13 protein-coding genes are annotated in these 13,504 nt (G+C 72.5%); 2 read left to right on the forward strand and 11 right to left on the reverse strand.

The window, feature by feature from the left end; genetic code table 11:
- Positions 1–68 precede the first annotated feature (68 nt).
- The 10 genes from I3F54_RS10315 to I3F54_RS10360 form a co-directional block, all read right to left on the reverse strand.
- Positions 69–803 carry a response regulator transcription factor gene (locus tag I3F54_RS10315; protein ID WP_240118368.1) on the reverse strand — a complete coding sequence of 245 codons (735 nt, stop codon included), beginning with the start codon at positions 801–803 and terminating at the stop codon, positions 69–71.
- Positions 800–1,999: a sensor histidine kinase gene (locus tag I3F54_RS10320; RefSeq protein ID WP_240118475.1), complete on the reverse strand. Its 1,200-nt coding sequence runs from the start codon at positions 1,997–1,999 to the stop codon at positions 800–802. Before I3F54_RS10320 ends, I3F54_RS10315 begins: the two co-directional genes overlap by 4 nt.
- Positions 2,000–2,217: 218 nt before the next feature.
- Complete coding sequence (locus I3F54_RS10325; RefSeq protein WP_240118476.1) at positions 2,218–3,105, reverse strand: DUF5936 domain-containing protein; 888 nt, start codon at positions 3,103–3,105, stop codon at positions 2,218–2,220.
- 30 nt (positions 3,106–3,135) lie between these two features.
- Positions 3,136–4,080 carry a type II secretion system F family protein gene (locus tag I3F54_RS10330; RefSeq protein ID WP_240118369.1) on the reverse strand — a complete coding sequence of 315 codons (945 nt, stop codon included), beginning with the start codon at positions 4,078–4,080 and terminating at the stop codon, positions 3,136–3,138.
- A 23-nt stretch (positions 4,081–4,103) separates the two neighbouring features.
- A complete protein-coding gene (locus tag I3F54_RS10335) occupies positions 4,104–5,441 on the reverse strand; it encodes a CpaF family protein (protein WP_240118370.1) in 1,338 nt (445 codons plus the stop codon).
- 120 nt (positions 5,442–5,561) lie between these two features.
- Positions 5,562–5,939, reverse strand: coding sequence for a TadE/TadG family type IV pilus assembly protein (locus tag I3F54_RS10340; protein ID WP_240118371.1), 378 nt, complete (start codon positions 5,937–5,939; stop codon positions 5,562–5,564).
- Positions 5,940–6,180: 241 nt separating this feature from the next.
- The gene (locus I3F54_RS10345) at positions 6,181–6,573 is read right to left on the reverse strand and encodes a TadE family protein (RefSeq protein ID WP_240118372.1); all 393 of its coding nucleotides are present in this window, start codon (positions 6,571–6,573) and stop codon (positions 6,181–6,183) included.
- Positions 6,570–7,823 carry an AAA family ATPase gene (locus I3F54_RS10350; protein ID WP_240118373.1) on the reverse strand — a complete coding sequence of 418 codons (1,254 nt, stop codon included), beginning with the start codon at positions 7,821–7,823 and terminating at the stop codon, positions 6,570–6,572. The genes I3F54_RS10345 and I3F54_RS10350 overlap by 4 nt, the downstream gene beginning before the upstream one ends.
- 9 nt (positions 7,824–7,832) lie before the next feature.
- On the reverse strand, positions 7,833–8,537 hold the full coding sequence (cpaB, locus tag I3F54_RS10355) for a Flp pilus assembly protein CpaB (RefSeq protein WP_240118374.1): 705 nt from the start codon (positions 8,535–8,537) through the stop codon (positions 7,833–7,835).
- Between the two features lie 48 nt (positions 8,538–8,585).
- Positions 8,586–9,467: a hypothetical protein gene (locus tag I3F54_RS10360; RefSeq protein ID WP_240118375.1), complete on the reverse strand. Its 882-nt coding sequence runs from the start codon at positions 9,465–9,467 to the stop codon at positions 8,586–8,588.
- A gap of 311 nt (positions 9,468–9,778) precedes the next feature.
- Between I3F54_RS10360 and I3F54_RS10365 the strand changes: the two genes are divergently transcribed.
- On the forward strand, positions 9,779–11,479 hold the full coding sequence (locus tag I3F54_RS10365; RefSeq protein ID WP_240118376.1) for a chitinase: 1,701 nt from the start codon (positions 9,779–9,781) through the stop codon (positions 11,477–11,479).
- A 283-nt stretch (positions 11,480–11,762) separates the two neighbouring features.
- Here the strand turns inward: I3F54_RS10365 and I3F54_RS10370 are convergent, their stop codons facing one another.
- Positions 11,763–12,140 (reverse strand): DUF805 domain-containing protein, encoded by a 378-nt coding sequence (locus I3F54_RS10370; protein ID WP_240118377.1) that lies wholly within the window; start codon positions 12,138–12,140, stop codon positions 11,763–11,765.
- A 644-nt stretch (positions 12,141–12,784) separates the two neighbouring features.
- Between I3F54_RS10370 and I3F54_RS10375 the strand changes: the two genes are divergently transcribed.
- Complete coding sequence (locus tag I3F54_RS10375; RefSeq protein ID WP_240118378.1) at positions 12,785–13,390, forward strand: BMP family ABC transporter substrate-binding protein; 606 nt, start codon at positions 12,785–12,787, stop codon at positions 13,388–13,390.
- Positions 13,391–13,504: the final 114 nt, after the last annotated feature.

The following is a 13,504-nucleotide window of genomic DNA, read 5'->3' on the forward strand; positions in this document are numbered from 1 at the left end:
CCCGGGCCCAAAGGCGGGCCCAGTGCCGGGGGTTGCGGGGCGTGCCGCGGTTGCCGTTCACGTCCTCCTCACCCCCGTGCCGTTCCGAGCCACTTCGCGGTCGCCTGGGCGCGGCTGGCGCTGTCGAGCTTGGCGAAGATGCGGTTGATGTGGTTCTTGACGGTCTTTTCGCTGATGAAGCAGGCGGCGGCGATCTGCTGGTTGGTCATGCCGGAGGCGATGAGGTCCATGATCTCCGCCTCCCTCGTGCTGAGTTGTCCCCGGATCCTGCTCGACGACTGTCCCACAAGTCGTTGCATTAGCGAAAGCGGTTTGAGGGAAGTGGCTACCCCTAACGAATCTGACTGGATGTCAATGTGTGCAGTTGCACTGCGGTCGTCTCTCAGGTGGGTCAGGAGTGCCAGGGTCGCGGTGGGGGTGACGTGGGGGCGGCCCTGCGCCACGTCCCGTACCGCCGTGATCAACTGGTCCTCCGTGAACTCGCCGTGCACCAGGTAGCCCCCGGCACCCAGGCGGAGGGCCTCCCGGACGGTGTCCGACTCGCCGCTGTAGGTCAGCATCAGGACCGGGGCGACGGATGTCAGGTGGGGCAGGGCGGTCAGACCGTCCGTGCCGGGCATGCGGACGTCGAGGAGGACCGCGTCGGGGCGGTGGCGGTCGGCTGCCCGGCAGGCCTGGTGACCGTCCGCGGCCTCGGCCACGACCGTGAGGCCGGCGTGGGCGGAGAGCAGGGCGGTCAGGCCCGCGCGGACCACGGGGTTGTCGTCGGCGACGACGACCCTCAGGGGCGGCTGGGCGCTCATCGGAGGTCTCCTTCTCGGGAGGGCAGGGGGAGTTCCAGGCGGACTTCCGTGCCCGTGCGGCGCCGGCCGGGGCCGATGCGGATGCGCGCGCCCACCGAGGCGGCGCGTTCGACCATGCCCAGCAGGCCGAAGTGGCCCGCCCGGCGGAGTTGGTCGAGGGTGGTGCCGGTCGGCAGGCCGCGGCCGTCGTCGTGCACGCTGATGTGGAGGATGCCGTTCTGCACGCCTGCCGTGACGTCGACGTGTGCCGGGGCGGCGTGGCGGTGGGCGTTCTCCAGAGCCTCCCCGGCGATGGTGAGGAGCTGGCGGGTGACGCCGGGCGGGAGGCGGGGTGCAAGTTCCGCGCCGGTGAGGTGGTAGGTCGCCGGTACGCCCGTGGTGGAGGTGAAGCGGCGGGTGAGGGTGGCCAGGCGGTGCAGGACGTCGGGATCGGCGAGGTGTGCCGCGGCGTCGTGGGCGGTGTCCGTGCGCAGGTCCCTCAGCAGGTCCCTGGCCTCTGCCGCCGCGCGGCGGGCGGAACCGGCGATGACGCGGGCCTGCTGCTCCACCCCGGCCGGGTCCATGCGGTCGGCGGAGGCCGCGAGGCCCTCCGCCGCCAGTGCGACGCCGTGGAGGGTCTTGGCGACCGAGTCGTGCATCTCGCGGGCGAGCCGGGCTCGTTCGGCGCTCACGGCCTCGGTGACCGCCAGGCGGGACTGCACGGCCGTGAGGGCCTGGGTCGCGGCGCCGAAGCGGAGCAGGAGGTTGCGCAGGGTGGAGCCGAGCGCGCCCGTGATGACGCACAGACCGGGCAGGAGCAGGGCCTCGGCCGGTGCCGCCGTCCCGCCCTGCACGCCGTGGACCAGCAGGAGGATGAGCGCCTGGAGGGAGGCGAAGCAGGCCGCGCCCCGCCAGCTGTAGACGATGCCGGCGAGGAGGGGGGTGCAGACGCTGACGTAGGCGAGGGTCGTGTCGGGGCCCGCGGAGATCAGCAGCAGGGAGCCGAGGAGGGTGTCGACGGCGAGGAGGGTGGGGTGGCGAAGGAGCAGGGGCCCGAAGCGCTCCCAGTCGCGGAAGAGGGCGTACGAGGCCATGAAGGTGACGACGACCGCCGCGGCCACCAGGCGGACGCCGAGGCCCGGGGCGGCGTTGAGGAGAGCGGAGGGGGCGGCCAGGGCGATCATGGCCAGGCGGAAGCCGAAGACCTGGCGGCACATCGCCTGGAGGGCGTTGCGTTCGGGGTGCGGCGCCCTGCCCACCGTCGCGGGGGGTGCGGGTGGCCGGAGGTCTTCGGCGCTGTCCGGGGTGCCGTCCCCGCCCTGCGTGTCGGTGTGCCGGACGGGTGCGTGCGGCCCCTGGGGGGCCCGTCGGCCCCCGGTGGTCCTCCCGGGGCCACGCGGTGGCCTCGCCACGGTCAGTGCCATCTCCCCTCCCCCTACTCCCCGGTGATGGACCCGAAGTCGGTGCCCGATCCCAGCAGGAGCCCGGCGCCGAGCAACAGCATCGTCGCGGGGACCATGAACGTGGTGATCATCAGCGTGGCGCGCGGGACGGCACGGGCTGCTTTGCGGCGGGCGTTCTGTGCGTCGGTGCGGCGCATGTCCCTGGCCAGGGAGACCAGTGTCTCGACGATGGGTGCACCGAGTTCCTCGCCCTGTTGCAGGGCGGTGACGAACATCGCGACCTGCTCGGAGTCGTTCCTGCGCCTGAGTTCGGCGAAGGCCTGGCGGCGGCTCATGCCGAGGTCCATCTGGCGGAGGGTGATGCGGATCTCGTCGGCCCAGGGACCCTCGTAGTGGGAGGCCACGCGGTCCAGGGCCTGGCGGAAGCCGAGGCCGGCGCTGACCACGACCGCGAGGACGTCGAGGAAGTCGGGCAGGGTGCGTTCGATGACGTCCTTGCGGACGCGGACGGCCGCCCAGATGCCGACCTCGGCCCAGAACACCCCGAAGGCCAGGAGGAGCAGCGCCACCAGGTAGTTCCCGCGCAGGAGGAACACCAGGAAGCCCACCGCGCCCAGGGCTCCGTACACGGCCCTGCGGGCCGCGTAGCGGTCGATGGTCAGGCCGCCGGGGTTGCCCGCCCGGTCGATGCGGCGGCGGACGCGGGCCACCAGTTTCGGGCCCATCAGGCGCTGTACGGCGGGGGCGTAGCGCATTCCCATGCGGTCGATGAGCGAGTCGACGGCGCCCGTGCGGGTGGCGCCGACCTCCAGTGCGAGTGCCAGGTCGCTGGGGAGTCTGACGTCCGCCCGGTACATGCGGATGCCGGCGAAGACGCCCCACACGCTCAGGCCCATCAGCAGTGCGAGCAGCAGGCCCACCGTTCCCAGGTCCATGTCCGTCCTCCCCCGTCAGACGTCGATCCGCGACATGCGGCGGATCAGCACGAAACCCACCGTGTACAGGGCGAACGCCACGATCACGCAGGCCTGGCCGACGGGCGAGCCCGTCATGCGCGCCAGGGCGCCGTCCTTGACGCCGTCCATCAGCAGCAGCGACCCGATGCCGAGCACGGGGACGGCGTACGACGTCATGCTGACCTGGGAGAGCTGGGTGCGGATCTCCCTCCTGGTCTCCTTGCGTTCCTCCAGTGTCTGGGTGAGGTTGCGCAGGGCGCCGACGACCTGGCCGCCCGCCCGGTTGGACAGGACCAGGGTCGTGACCAGGACGACCAGTTCGCGGGAGGGGAGGCGGTCCGCCAGCTCTCCCAGCGCGTCGTCCATGGGGACCCCGATCGCCAACTGGTCGGCGACCTTGCCGAGTTCCTCTCCGGCCGGGGCCTCCAGCTCCTCCGCGGCCATGCCGACGGCGGTGCGCAGGGCGAGGCCGGCCTGGGTGGCGTTGGCCAGGATGCGGGCCAGTTCGGGGAGTTGGTTGATGAACTTCTCGATACGTTTCTGGCGCTGCCAGTTGAGGAACTGGACGGCCGCCCCCAGTCCGAGCAGGCCGGCGATCGGGCCGAAGAAGGGGGCCAGTGCCGCATGGCCGATCAGCCACAGGGCGGCGACCGCGGTGAGCACGGCGACGACGAACTCGGCCGGGGTCGCGTCCAGGCCGGTGGCTGCCAGCTTCAGTTCGAGCTTCCGGCCGAGCCGCGTGCGGCGCAGCCTGCGGTCCAGGTGGCGGAAACGGCGTCGGCGGCCGGCGGGCGGGAGTGGGTGGGTGTGGGTGAGGCGGTCCACCAGGGCCGCCTGCCGGGCCCGGCCCTGGGCGTAGGTGTGCACGCCCAGGACGGCGAGCAGGCAGGTCAGCAGGGTGACGCCGGTGGTCAGCGTGATCAGGGTCTGAAGGTCCATGGTGGGTGTCCGTCCTGCCTGTCCTACCTGGCCTCGCGCAGGGCCAGCTCGTCCGGGGAGTGCGCCACTCCGAAGGCCTGCGCGACGGGCTGGCCCGCCAGGAAGAGGCGGTCCGCGGTGCGGCGCGGGAGGGGGAAGTGGCGGAAGGCGCCGTGCACGCGCCCGTCGTGCGTCATCGGCTGCGCCTCGAACCGGGCCACCGTGGCCAGGCGGTACGGCTCGCCGCCGTGGCTGTCGAGCAGGGCGATCTCGGTGATGCGGCGGGCGCCGTCGGGGAAGCGGGTGAGCTGGGCGATCACGTCGACGGCGCTGTTGATCTGGTCGTGCAGGGCGGCGAAGGGGATCTCGACGTCGGACATGGAGGCCAGGGTCTGGAGGCGGGTGAGCGCGTCCTCGGCGCTGTTGGCGTGGACGGTGGCGAGGGAGCCGTCGTGGCCGGTCGACATGGCCTGGAGCATGTCCAGCGACTCACCGCCGCGGACCTCGCCGACCACGATCCGGTCGGGGCGCATGCGCAGCGAGTTGCGGACCAGGTCGCGGATGCTGATCCGGCCCTGGCCCTCGACGTTGGGCGGACGGGACTCCAGGCGGATGACGTGGTGCTGCTGGAGCTGGAGCTCGGCGGAGTCCTCGATGGTGATGATCCGCTCGCCGTCGGGGATCAGCCCGGACAGGGCGTTGAGCAGGGTCGTCTTTCCGGTGCCGGTGGCGCCGGAGACGATCACGTTGAACCTGGCCTGCACCAGGCCGGCCAGCAGGAACAGCATGTGCTCGTCGAGCGAGCCGAGGCCGATCAGCTCCTGGAGGGTGAAGGAGCGGGGGAAGCGGCGGATCGTGAGGATCGGCCCGGTCAGCGACAGCGGCGGGATGATGACGTTGACGCGTTCGCCGGACGGGAGGCGTGCGTCGACCATGGGGTTCGATTCGTCGACGCGCCGGTTGACGGTGGAGACGATGCGTTCGATGGTCTGCATCAGCTGGTCGGCGGAGGCGAAGCGGAGGGGCAGCTGCTCGACCCGGCCGGCCCGCTCCACGAAGATCGCGTCCGGTCCGTTCACCATGATCTCCGTGACGGAGGCGTCCTCCAGCAGCGGTTCGAGGATGCCGAGCCCGAGCGCCTCGTCGACCACCCGGCGGATCAGCTGGGCGCGTTCGACCGTCGACAGGACCGGGCCCTCGCGGCTGATGATGTGGCCGAGGACGCGTTCGAGCCGGGCCCGGCGCTCGGCGGCGGCCAGCGCGCCCATCTCCGCGAGGTCGATCTCCTCCAGGAGCTTGGCGCGGTAGGAGGCGACCAGGTGGCCGTCCTCGCCCCGGCTGCCCTGCTCCTCGGGGGAGTTGATGCGTGCCCGCAGGCTCATCCGTCCGGTCCTCCTCGGTCGGTGGTCGGGGGTCGTGGTGGGGGTCGGCGGTCCTGGCCGTCGGCCGGGGGCAGGGGGCGGGTTCGTCGGCCTCCCGGCCGCCGGGCGGCACGTCCGGGGTCAGTGGTCGAGCGGCATGGTCGCCGTCCGGTGGGCCTGCCCGAAGCTCCAGCCGGGGACCAGGGAAGGGATGTCGACGTCGGCGGTGACCTGGACCTCCTCGCCCAGTTCGGCGGCGGAGCACTGGGTGCCGTCGGCGAGCCAGCCGCTGACGGCCCGGGTGCAGCCCTGCTGGGCGCCCTGGTGGAGGGACGCGCTGCGGGCGCCGGAGCGGGCCGCCGTACCGGCCTGCTGGGCGGCGTAGGCGATCAGGCCGAGCTGGACGCCGGCGAGTGCGACGAGCAGCAGGACGGGCACGAAGCCCAGGTACTCCAGGGCGACCTGCCCCCGGTCCCCTCCGCCGCGCACGAGCCGGGCGGTGCGGCGCCGCAGCAGCATGTGCCCGCGGCGCGGCCCGCCGGGGCGGCCCCAGCGGTGCGAGGCACGGTCCGGGGTCCGGGCGGTGCGGCGCCTCAGCCGGGCGCCGCCGCCCCCGCCGGGGATCCCCGCGCTCCGGTCCCCGAGTCCCGCGGCCCGGGTCCGGGTCCGGGGTCGGTGTCGGTGTCGGTGTCGCCCGCCGCGCGGTTCGGCGCTCCGGCCGCGCCGCGGCACCGTCCGCTCCGTTTCCTCCGCTGCCTCGTCAGGCGCCATTTCGGTCGGTCACCTCCTCCACCGCTCCCGCCGAGCCGTGCACGGTGAACGGGAAGCCGATCACGCCCGGGAAGAGAACGGGAACTCTCAGGGAGACGGAGGCCTTCACATAGCCGCCGCCGGTCGTGCAGGTCACCTGTGCGTCCCCCCTCCAGGCCCCCGACAGCGTGTCGAGGCCCGCCCGCTCGCACGCTCCCTCGCGCGCCCCCGGTTCGGCGGCCGTCGCCGCGCGGACCGCCTCGTCGGCAGCGTTCCCCGCGAGCGTGAAGGTGTACCCCACGAGCACGAACTGCCACAGCAGCACCAGGGTGACGACGATCAGCGGGATCATGCCGAGGAACTCGACGGTGACCTGGCCCCGGTCGGTCGGCGGGCGCCTCATCCCCCGCCCTCCCTGCGCCGCCGGAAGCCGCCCGCGGATCGGTCGCCGCGCAGCCGTCCCCCGGCACGGTGGCCCTCCGGGGACCTGACCAGGCCGAGTTCACCGGCGAGCGTCCACAGAGCCTGCTTGACCGTGCCCTTGTGGTCGAGTTCGTGCAGGCGGCCGGCGTCCACCGCGGCCTGGAGTTCCTTGTAGGCGGCGGGGACCGCGGTGCCGGCGATGCCGGTGCCGGTGATCTTCTGGACGAGCGGCGGCTGGATCTCCGTACCGCGGGTGTGGCGGTTGACGACGACGGTGGTCTCCTCGGCCTTGCGGATCTGGAGCCGGTCCCACATGCGGACGACGCGTTTGGCGCCGCGGACCGCGACGACGTCCGGGGTGGTGACCAGCAGGGCCCGGTCGGCCATCTCGACGGCGGTTGCGCCGGCGCCGCCCAGCTGGGCCCCGCAGTCGATGACGACGACCTCGTAGCGGGAGCGCAGTGCGGTGACGAGGTGGCGGGCGGCGCGGTCGGTGACCTCCTCGCCGCGTTCGCCCTCGGCGGGTGCGAGGAGGAGGGCGACGCCGGTGTCGTGCTGGAAGACGGCGTCGGCCAGGACGCGGGGGGTGATGTCGGTGATGGTGGCGAGGTCGACGACCGAGCGGCGGAACTGGACGTCCAGGTAGGAGGCGATGTCGCCGGTCTGGAGGTCCAGGTCGACCAGGACGGTGCTGTGGCCGGAGGCCTGAGCGGCGAGGGCGAGCTGGACGGCGGTGACGGTGGCGCCGACGCCTCCCTTGGCGCCGCTGACGGTGACGACGGTGCCGCCGGCGCCGGTGAACACGTCGCCGCCGTGGCCGAGATGGCGCCGGACGCCCGCCGACCACTGGGCGACGGCCTGGACGCGGCTGGCGAGTTCGTCGTAGGACAGCGGCAGGGCGACCAGGCCGCGGGCGCCGGAGTCCATGGCGGCGGAGAACAGGCCGGGTCCGGCGTCGGCGGTGACGAGGATGACGCCGACGGCCGGGAAGCGGACGGAGACCTCGCGGATCAGCTCCAGTGCGGGCACCGGGCCGATCCGCTCGTGGACGACGACGACCTCGGGCAGCTCGCCCACCGACTCGGCGGCGAGCCGGGCGAGGGTGTCGACGAGCTGGGTGGAGTCGACGACGGGGGCGAGGGGTTCGACGTCGGGCAGCTGGCCGAGCAGGGTGGTGATGGACCGGACGGCGTCCGCGTCGCCGACCGCCGGGAGGATCCTCGTGGTCATGCGGGCCTCTCACTTGTCCTTGGCGAGTTCGTACGTCCGGTCCTGTGCGGGGACGCCGCCGTCGCCGCCGGGTGCGACCAACGCCAGGCGGACCCGCTTGGCGAACGACTCGGCGTAGGTGATGCGCTGGGCGTCGATCGCGGACAGCGCGAAGGTGATGGGGACGGCCTCGGTGGGCTGGGTGCGGCGGTCCGCGTCGGGTTCGAGGGCGGTCAGCCTGCCGACGTCGAGGACGTGGGCACCGGTCACGATGACCCGGGACTGGTCGGGCTCGCCCTTCTTGTCGCCCTCGAAGGTGGCGTAGACGTTGACGGTGGCACCCGGGGTGATCTTGCCGGCCACGCCGGTCGCCGCGTCGATCATGATGGCGACCTCCTGTTGACCGGGCTGGAGGGCGGGCCGGTCGACGATCATGTCCCGCTGGAGCAGGGACCCGGCGTGCAGGGTGGTGACGGCGGTCTTGCCGCGGATCTCGGACAGGTCGGTGACGGCGGTGTCCGACAGCCAGCGCTCGGGCATCTCGATCTGCTTGAACTGGTCCGCGCTGAGTACGGTGTAGGGCTTGATGTTGCTCTTGAGCCGGTAGGCGGTGACCTCGGGACCGACCTTGGACTTCACGTCGCTGATGACGGAGAGCACGCCGGCGAACGCGCCGAGGGCGCACAGGACCGACAGGAGCAGGAGGATCACGCCGCGGCGCTGACGGGAGTTCATGGACCGTGCAACCTCATCGGGGGTGGGCGGGGCGGGGACGGGGCGCGATCAGCCGACCGGGAGCCGGCGGCCGTACGGCTGCGGGCCGCCGTAGGGCTGGAGTTCGCCGAGGACGGGCGGCGTGGCGGAGCAGAAGACGCAGCGGTCGCCGATGACGTCGAGGCCGCACCAGTGGCAGGGGTTCTGGCGCACGGAGGCGACGAGTTGGTAGAGGACGGGCAGGTCGGGCAGGTAGGCGCAGAACTCGATGGCCTTGCCGGTGCCCCACCAGTCGGCGGACTCGGCGGGCAGCGGTGCCTCGCGCAGGCCGCGTGCCTGCCAGGCCGGGGCGAGGGTGCTGCCGACCCAGTCGGACTGGAGCTGCCCCCGCGCGACGAGCAGGGAGGTGGCGAAGTCGGGGCCGGGCAGGGCGGCGTCCGGGGTGCCGAGCCGTACGACGCGTGGTTCGGGGTGGGCGAGGACGGCGAACTGGCTGCCGGGCACCCAGGAGCGGGCGTGCGCCTTGAGGTCGACGGGGATGCGGTCGAGGCGGGTGAGGGAGCCGAGCAGGGCGCCGGCGTGGAGGTAGTGGGTGAGGAGCCGGCCGGCGGAGGCGAGGACGCCGGGGCCGAGGTCGCAGGAGGCGAGCTGGCGCAGCTGGCGGGCGAGGACGGCGACGGCCAGCGGCGGCAGGTCGGGCCGGAGGAAGGCGATGCGGTCGCTCTCCAGCAGGGAGCGGATGGTGCGAAGTCTGCGCTCCACGCCGGGCGGTGTCGCCCCCGAGTGCACGACGACGACGTGCCCGTGCTGTTCGACGAGGTTCTGCACGGCGCGGAGCGCCTGCTCCAGCGGCTGTCGGTCGATGTCCCCCAGGACGGCCGCGGGCAGGGTTCGCTCGTCCTGCGCCGGCAGTGCCAGGTCGGCACCGGTCACGGCAATGGCAGTTGGCACGCGCAGCTCCCCATCCACGCCTGTCGGTGGCCGGGTGTGACACCGGCGCACCGAGATGACTTCACTGCGTGACTACCTGAGCACTGTAACCACGCGTCTGTGACCGGAGAACAGCCTTTCCGCAGCTCCGCGCGAAACACCGCCGCACAAGTCGCTTCAAATCAGGACAGGTTGCGCAGACGTCCGCCGCGATGTCGGTTCGGCGGGCGGATTCGGCCCGGACTCTTGACAGTTGAATTGGTCTGGACCAACTTGATACGTCGACGGTGGCCACCGTGTCCCTACCCCCCTCTCCCTCCCCGGAGGCACCAGTGGACCGCGCACCAGCCCTGCCCAGACGCGCCTGGGCGGGAACCCTCGTGGCAGCCCTCGCCCTCTCCTTCGCGGGCGCGGGCCAGGCCTCGGCCGCCGACGTCAACAACGTGAAGAACGCGGGCTTCGAGTCGGGCCTGGCCGGCTGGACCTGCTCCGCGAGCAGCGGCACGACCGTCTCCTCCCCCGTGCACGGCGGCGCCGGCGCACTGAAGGCCACCCCCGGCGGGCAGGACAACGCCCGGTGCACCCAGACGGTGGCCGTCCAGCCCGACTCCGCCTACACGCTGAGCGCATGGGTGCAGGGCGGGTACGCCTACCTGGGCGTGACGGGCACCGGCACGACGGACGTGTCGACCTGGACCCCCGGCACCCCGGCCTGGAAGCAGTTGACGACGAGCTTCACCACGGGGGCGGCCACGACCTCGGTCACGCTCTACACCCACGGCTGGTACGCCCAGGCCCCGTACTACGCCGACGACATCTCCGTCCACGGCCCCGACGGTGGTTCCGGCGGCGACCCCGCCCCGACGGTCCCGGCCGCTCCCACCGGCCTGGCGGTCGCCGGAACGACGTCCTCGTCGGTGTCCCTGTCCTGGAGCGCGGTGCCGGACGCGGCGTCCTACAACGTCTACCGCGACGGCACGAAGGTGGCGTCGGTGACGAGCGCCTCGGCGACGGTGACCGGCCTGGCGGCCTCGACCTCGTACAGCTTCCGGGTGACGGCGGCGAACGCGGCGGGCGAGTCACCGAAGTCCGCGCCGGTGACGGCCACGACCGCGGCGCCGGGCGGCGGTGGAGGGGGCGGTACGGATCTGCCCGAGCACGCCGTGACCGGCTACTGGCAGAACTTCGACAACGGGGCGACCGTCCAGGAACTGTCGGACGTGCAGCCGGCGTACGACATCATCGCGGTGGCCTTCGCCGACGCCACGACGACCCCGGGGGCCGTCGCCTTCCACCTCGACACGGCCGGCCTCGGCGGCTACACCGTCGACCGGTTCAAGGCGGACATCAGGGCCAAGCAGGCCGCCGGCAAGAAGGTCGTCGTCTCGGTGGGCGGCCAGAACGGCACCGTCTCCGTCAACGACCCCACCTCCGCGGCGAACTTCGCGAACTCCGTCTACACGCTGATGCAGACGTACGGCTTCGACGGCGTCGACATCGACCTGGAGAACGGACTCAACGCGACCTACATGACGCAGGCGCTGCGCTCCCTGTCGGCGAAGGCGGGCCCCTCCCTGATCCTGACGATGGCCCCGCAGACCATCGACATGCAGTCGACGTCCAACGCCTACTTCCGGACCGCCCTGAACCTCAAGGACATCCTCACGGTCGTCAACATGCAGTACTACAACAGCGGTTCCATGCTGGGCTGCGACGGCAGGGTCTACAGCCAGGGTTCGGTCGACTTCCTGACCGCGCTCGCCTGCATCCAGTTGGAGGGCGGCCTCTCCCCCTCCCAGGTCGGCCTGGGCCTGCCCGCCTCGACCCGCGGCGCGGGCAGCGGCTACGTGTCACCGTCCGTGGTCAACGCCGCCCTGGACTGCCTGACCCAGGGCACCGGTTGCGGCAGTTTCAAGCCATCGAAGACGTACCCCGGCCTGAGGGGCGCGATGACGTGGTCCACGAACTGGGACGCCACGGCGGGCAACGCCTGGTCGAACGCCGTCGGCACGCACGTGCACGCGCTGCCGTAGCCACCCCGGCCCGACGCGGCACGATCCGCCCCGGACGCGCCCCGTTCCGGCCCGGCGCGGGGCCCCGGCCGACCTGACCCGGCCGAGGCCCCGCGCCGCCACGCACCGCGGGGTTCGGTCCGCCGTGAGACTCCCGGCATCCCGCACGGACCGGCCCCGCGGGCGAGGCCGGCAGGGGGCGGGCCGGCGGCAGGGGCGGACCCGGACGAGGGAGGAGGTGGCCGGAGGGAACCGGCCCCGCGGCGTCAACCGCCGCCGGGCGAAACGAAGAGGAGCGCGGTGATCAGGCGGCGGTCGCCGGAACCACGTCCGTCTCCTTCGGGTTCGGGCCGTACTCGTTGGGGCCCGGCTTGCTGTCCAGAACCGCGAAGACGAACAGGGTGATGTCGCCGACCAGCGGGACCAGCCCGAACAGGATCCACCAACCGGAGCGGCCCGTGTCGTGCAGTCGGCGGACGCCGACGGCCAGGTAGGGGATCAGGATCGCGACGAAGAAGACGATCGCGAGAACCTGGAAGGCCGTAACCTCGGCCCCGTTGCCGATACCCATCAGCACGCTGTAGATGACCCAGACGAACAGCGCGAAGCTCCAGTACTCCTTGCGGCGCGCGCGCCCGCTGAACACCGCGTACTTCTTCAGCGGCTCGATGAACCAGTTCATGGTGTCTCCCCCAGGGTTCGACGGTTCCGATGATCCGGAATGGATCAATCCAGGCGCAGACCGTAAAGGGTTGGCCTGAACTCGTCAATCAGGCACTCGATCCCTCCCCGTCGCGGCGAACACCCTCCGTAGCCGCACCGCACCCGCCTCAGTTGGCTCAATTCCGGACAGATTCACCGTCGACGGCGAGCAGTTCGGCGACCGGTCGGCACCCGTTCCCCGGATCGAGTTGTTTCCGTTGCCGAACCGAAGACGTACCGATGCCGGTCGGTGGCCGATTCGAGGCTGGAACTAGCCCGTTCCGTTGCCGACTCGACCGTGCCGGTGCCGAAGGATTCCCACCCCCGCGCCCACCCGCGACACATCCGGCGGCCACCGGGGACCCCGACGGCGACCGGCCCGGAGTCGCACGCCCCGGAGGGAAGGCCCCCGGGAGCCGGGCTGTACCGTACGGCGTCGTCCGGGGGCGCCGTCCAGGTGCGCACCCGTGCGTCGCCCCTGACCGCGTGCCCCGAGAAAGGTCCGTCGATCGTGAACCACGCCCCGTCCGAGAACGAACTGCCGCCGCCCCGGATGCCCGACACCGGGGCCGCGGCCCGTCCCCGGCCGGTCGCGACGCGTGGCGCGCACGAGGGGCGGACTCGATGAAGACGCGGCGCGCATGGCGCATGTCCGCCCGGAAGACCCCACCTCGGTCCGGTGCGACGGCACGTCGGCTGCTGCGGACGGCGGGCTCGGCACTGCGCGGCCGACGCGGCCTTGCCGTGACCGGGGCGGTGGCCGTCACACTGGCGCTCCTCGGGGTGCGTGCCTTCACCGGGGATGAGAAGCCGGCGCCCCCGGATCCCCGGGCGCGGCAGTACCGGGACTTCGACGCCTGCCTGCTCACCGACGACAAGGGCATCACGGCCGGGGCCCCCGCCGCCCCCGTCTGGGCGGGGATGCAGGAAGCCTCCTCGGACACCCGCATACGGGTGACCTACGTTCCCGTGATGGGCGACCAGTCGGAGGCGGCCGTCCGCCCCGTGTTCAACGGCCTGGTGCAGCGTCGGTGCGAGGTGATCCTCGCCGCCGGCAGCACCGAGGTGAAGGTCGCCCAGGAGGAGGCCGCACGCAACCCCGAGGTGAGGTTCGTCCTGCTCGACGGCACGCGCGAGGCCTCCAACATCACGAACGTGCGGTCCGGGGAGGCGACCGAAAAGGGCGTCTCGGACGCGATCCGACGAACCGTCGACGCAGGTGACGCCTGAGGCCGGACGCGCGCGGGCGGTTCGGCAAACGAACAGCAAAACCAGCTACCCCGGCTCAAATTCCAGTTCGAAGATCGGGCAGGCTCACGGGGGTTCACATAAGTCCCGTGTAAG

It is taken from the genome of Streptomyces sp. MUM 2J, from assembly GCF_022414535.1.
Classification (GTDB): Bacteria; Actinomycetota; Actinomycetes; order Streptomycetales; family Streptomycetaceae; genus Streptomyces.

What these genes read in the sequence shown, in the direction of transcription:
- I3F54_RS10315 (WP_240118368.1), bottom strand. Translation starts at nt 803, where the DNA reads ATGAGCGCCCAGCCGCCCCTGAGGGTCGTCGTCGCCGACGACAACCCC.
- I3F54_RS10320 (WP_240118475.1), bottom strand. Translation starts at nt 1,999, where the DNA reads ATGTGCCGCCAGGTCTTCGGCTTCCGCCTGGCCATGATCGCCCTGGCC.
- I3F54_RS10330 (WP_240118369.1), bottom strand. Translation starts at nt 4,080, where the DNA reads ATGGACCTTCAGACCCTGATCACGCTGACCACCGGCGTCACCCTGCTG.
- I3F54_RS10335 (WP_240118370.1), bottom strand. Translation starts at nt 5,441, where the DNA reads ATGAGCCTGCGGGCACGCATCAACTCCCCCGAGGAGCAGGGCAGCCGG.
- I3F54_RS10340 (WP_240118371.1), bottom strand. Translation starts at nt 5,939, where the DNA reads ATGCTGCTGCGGCGCCGCACCGCCCGGCTCGTGCGCGGCGGAGGGGAC.
- I3F54_RS10345 (WP_240118372.1), bottom strand. Translation starts at nt 6,573, where the DNA reads ATGAGGCGCCCGCCGACCGACCGGGGCCAGGTCACCGTCGAGTTCCTC.
- I3F54_RS10350 (WP_240118373.1), bottom strand. Translation starts at nt 7,823, where the DNA reads ATGACCACGAGGATCCTCCCGGCGGTCGGCGACGCGGACGCCGTCCGG.
- cpaB (WP_240118374.1), bottom strand. Translation starts at nt 8,537, where the DNA reads ATGAACTCCCGTCAGCGCCGCGGCGTGATCCTCCTGCTCCTGTCGGTC.
- I3F54_RS10370 (WP_240118377.1), bottom strand. Translation starts at nt 12,140, where the DNA reads ATGAACTGGTTCATCGAGCCGCTGAAGAAGTACGCGGTGTTCAGCGGG.
- I3F54_RS10375 (WP_240118378.1), top strand. Translation starts at nt 12,785, where the DNA reads ATGAAGACGCGGCGCGCATGGCGCATGTCCGCCCGGAAGACCCCACCT.